Below are 3638 nucleotides of genomic sequence, written 5' to 3'. Positions count from 1 at the left end.
CGGTCGCATCGGCGGCAGGCGCCTCGGCGGCCTGCTCGGCGTCGCCGGCCAGCAGCTCGCGCTCCCACTCGGCCATCGGCTCGTCGGCAGCAGTCTCACCCTCGCCGCTGCGGGCAGCCGAGCGGGCGATCAGGCCCTCGGCGACGGCGTCGGCCACGACCCGGGTCAGCAGGGTGACGGAGCGGATCGCGTCATCGTTGCCGGGGATCTTGTAGTCGACCTCGTCGGGGTCGCAGTTGGTGTCGAGGATCGCGATGACCGGCAGCCCGAGCTTGCGGGCCTCGAACACCGCGAGGTGCTCCTTCTTGGTGTCGACGATCCACACGGCCGAGGGCACCTTGGCCATGTCGCGGATGCCGCCCAGGGTGCGCTCGAGCTTGACCTTCTCGCGCTTCATCATGAGGAGCTCCTTCTTCGTGCGGCCAGACCCGGCCACGTCGTCGAAGTCGACCTCCTCGAGCTCCTTCAGGCGCGTCAGGCGCCCGGAGATGGTGTTGAAGTTGGTGAGCATGCCACCGAGCCAGCGGTGGTTGACGTAGGGCATCCCGACCCGCGTCGCCTGCTCGGCGATGGACTCCTGCGCCTGCTTCTTGGTGCCGACGAACAGGATCGTGCCGCCGTGCGCGACCGTCTCCTTGACGAACTCGAAGGCGTCATTGAGGTAGGTCAGCGACTGCTGCAGGTCGATGATGTAGATGCCATTGCGCTCCGTCATGATGAAGCGCTTCATCTTGGGGTTCCAGCGACGGGTCTGGTGCCCGAAGTGGACGCCGCTCTCGAGGAGCTGGCGCATGGTGACGACGGCCATGCCGAGGTCTGCCTTTCGTTGGTTCCAGTTATCCACGGCTGGGGCGGGATTGCCGTCGCCGTGCCTGGTGTCCTCGACGCACCCCACCCGGAAGGCTCCGGGACTGCGAGTGGTGACGCCCCGCTTGACGGCCCCTATCGGGACCCTGACGGCTGGAGGACACGCGAATTCCACAGGTCAGACCTGTGGTGGGCTCATCATACGGCGCACGCGGCCCACACGAGAAATCGGCGGTGGGCCGTCCCCGTAGAGTCGCTCCGGACCGCAGCACCGGGCGGCCGGGAGAGGGAGCGCATGGAGACCAACCGCACCGGGACCGCACACCACGGCGAGATCGAGCTGGTCCACGAGACGTTGGGGCCGGCCGGTGGCGAGCCCCTGCTGCTCGTGTGCGGACTCGGCGGGCAGCTGACCTACTGGTCGGAGGAGCTGTGCGCGTTGCTCGTGGCACGCGGCTTCCAGGTCACCCGGTTCGACAACCGCGACGCCGGTCTGTCGACCCACCTCGACGGGCTCCCGGCGCCGGGGGTCCTCCACGCCTTCCTCCGGCCCGGCGAGGCGCCCTACCGCCTCGAGGACATGGCCGACGACGCCGTCTGCGTCATGGACGCACTCGGGTGGGACAGCGCCCACGTCGTCGGCGTCTCTCTCGGAGGGACGATCGCGCAGACCCTGGCGATCACCCACCCGGAGCGGGTGCGCTCGCTCACCTCGATCATGTCGACTCCGGCGGCACACCTGGGCACCATCCCGACGCCACGGGTCCTCTGGGAGACGCGCAAGGCCCCGAAGGCGCCGGTGACCGACGCGGAGAAGGCGGCCGACGAGGCGACCTTCTTCGCCTCGGTCTTCGGCTCCCCCGACTACCCCGCGGACGAGGGTGAGCTGCGCGAGCGGGTCAGGGGCAACTTCACCCGCAGACCCGACGACCTGCGGGCCAGCGCCCGGCAGCAGGCTGCTCTCGTGGCCTCGGGTGACCGCCGCAAGGCCCTCGCCCGGCTCGACCTGCCGACCCTGGTGCTGCACGGCGACGCCGACCGGGTGATCCGGCCGTCCGCCGGGCGGGCCACCGCACGTGCGGTGCCCGGGGCGCGCCTCGTCCTCTACCGCGGCATGGGCCACGACCTGCCGAGGGCACTCTGGCCGTCCATCGTGGACGAGATCGCCACCCTCACCACCCGCTCCCCGACGGGCTTCTCTCGTGGGGAATCTTCGTGAGGTTCGGGACGTCATACGGGCACCGAACCTCACGATGATCCCTCACGGGTCTCGCGGTGCGGGTGGGCTCGGCAGCCTCCGGGGAGCCGTGGATACCCTGCTGGCATGCCGACCCCCGAAGTCATCGCCCGCATGCGACCCTTCGGCGAGACCATCTTCGCCGAGATGACCCAGCGCGCGCTGCGCGTCAACGCGGTCAACCTGGGGCAGGGGTTCCCGGACACCGACGGACCGCGGGAGATCCTGGATGCGGCGATCGCGGCGATCAACTCCGGGCGCAACCAGTACCCGCCGGCCATCGGCGTCCCCGAGCTGCGTGAGGCGATCGCCCAGCACCAGAAGCGGTTCTACGACCTCGACGTCGATGCCGACACCGAGGTCCTGGTCACCGCGGGAGCCACCGAGGCGATCGCCGCGGTCGTCCTCGCCCTGTGTGAACCGGGCGACGAGGTCGTCACCTTCGAGCCCTACTACGACTCGTATGCCGCGACCATCGCCCTGGCGGGCGCGCAACGTCGCACCTCGGTGCTGCGGTTCCCCGACTTCGCAATCGACGAGGCGTCGTTGCGGGCGGCGTTCTCCGATCGGACCCGGCTGGTGCTGCTCAACACGCCGCACAACCCGACCGGCAAGGTCTTCACCCGGGCCGAGCTCGACCTGGTGTGCGAGCTGGCGCGAGAGCACGACGCCTGGGTGGTGACCGACGAGGTCTACGAGCACCTCGTCTTCGACGGCGCGCAGCACATTCCGGTGGCGTCCCTGCCGGGCATGGCAGAGCGCACCATCACCATCTCCTCCGGCGGCAAGACGTTCTCGACCACCGGCTGGAAGGTGGGTTGGCTGCACGGGCCGGCCGAGGTCGTCGACGCGGCGCGCGCGGTCAAGCAGTTCCTCACCTTCGTGGCCAGCGGGCCCTTCCAGCCGGCGATCGCCACGGGCCTCACACTCGGGGACGACTTCTACCGCGACCTCGCCGGTTCGCTGCAGGCCAAGCGCGACCTGCTGTGCGAGGGGCTGACCGCCGGTGGCCTGCAGGTGACGCGGCCCTCGGGCACCTACTTCGTGATCGCCGACGCCACTCCGCTCGGCGTCACGGACGCGGTCGACTTCTGCCGCAGGATGCCGGAGCTGTGCGGCGTCGTCGGAGTGCCCGTCTCGGCTTTCTGCGACGACAAGGACGCGGTGCGGACCCTGGTGCGGTTCGCCTTCTGCAAGCAGGACCACGTGTTGCACGAGGCGGTCCGGCGCCTCGCCACGCTCGCCGTCTGACGGGCACCGGCCGAGCGCGTCGGCTGAGGCATCGGTCGGTCCACCTCTGCGGCAGCACCGTCCCGGCCTCCACAGGCAGTGCTGCCGTCCTGGTGGGACCCGCCGGTCCGGGCCATCGTGTCGCCATGGCTTCCCCGGCGTCCACGGCCCGCGCGGCTTTCCTGGCCTCGCTGCCCCTGCGCAGCCTCGCCGCGTCGCTGGCGGTCGTCGTCCTCGGGTTCTGCCCCGCGCTGCTGCCGAGGCAGGACCTCGACGGAGCCGCCCGGGGCTCCCGCGCCGGGAAGGTCGCGGCGCACGTGCAGGTGCCGGCCGGTCACGGATCGAGCCACCAGCCGGTGGCGGC

4 protein-coding genes are annotated in these 3638 nt (G+C 70.8%); 3 read left to right on the top strand and 1 reads right to left on the bottom strand.

All coding sequences use genetic code 11. The features are described from left to right. The coding region (gene rpsB, locus FRW57_RS18860; RefSeq protein WP_152186745.1) for a 30S ribosomal protein S2 at nt 1-808 on the bottom strand (808 nt) is incomplete at its 3' end. Between the two features lie 294 nt (nt 809-1102). Between rpsB and FRW57_RS18855 the strand changes: the two genes are divergently transcribed. The 3 genes from FRW57_RS18855 to FRW57_RS18845 form a co-directional block, all read left to right on the top strand. Beyond that, the gene (locus FRW57_RS18855; protein WP_137121854.1) at nt 1103-2026 is read left to right on the top strand and encodes an alpha/beta fold hydrolase; all 924 of its coding nucleotides are present in this window, start codon (nt 1103-1105) and stop codon (nt 2024-2026) included. A gap of 105 nt (nt 2027-2131) precedes the next feature. Next, entirely contained in the window at nt 2132-3295 is a 1164-nt protein-coding gene (locus tag FRW57_RS18850) for a pyridoxal phosphate-dependent aminotransferase (RefSeq protein WP_152186744.1), read from the top strand. Between the two features lie 125 nt (nt 3296-3420). After that, nucleotides 3421-3638: hypothetical protein (locus FRW57_RS18845; RefSeq protein WP_152186743.1), on the top strand; the 218-nt coding region annotated here is incomplete at its 3' end.

This window comes from Segeticoccus rhizosphaerae, from assembly GCF_009192725.1.
Classification (GTDB): domain Bacteria; phylum Actinomycetota; class Actinomycetes; order Actinomycetales; family Dermatophilaceae; genus Segeticoccus; species Segeticoccus rhizosphaerae.
This window is presented reverse-complemented; position numbering and strand designations above follow the sequence as displayed.

What these genes read in the sequence shown, in the direction of transcription:
- FRW57_RS18855 (WP_137121854.1), top strand. Translation starts at nt 1,103, where the DNA reads ATGGAGACCAACCGCACCGGGACCGCACACCACGGCGAGATCGAGCTG.
- FRW57_RS18850 (WP_152186744.1), top strand. Translation starts at nt 2,132, where the DNA reads ATGCCGACCCCCGAAGTCATCGCCCGCATGCGACCCTTCGGCGAGACC.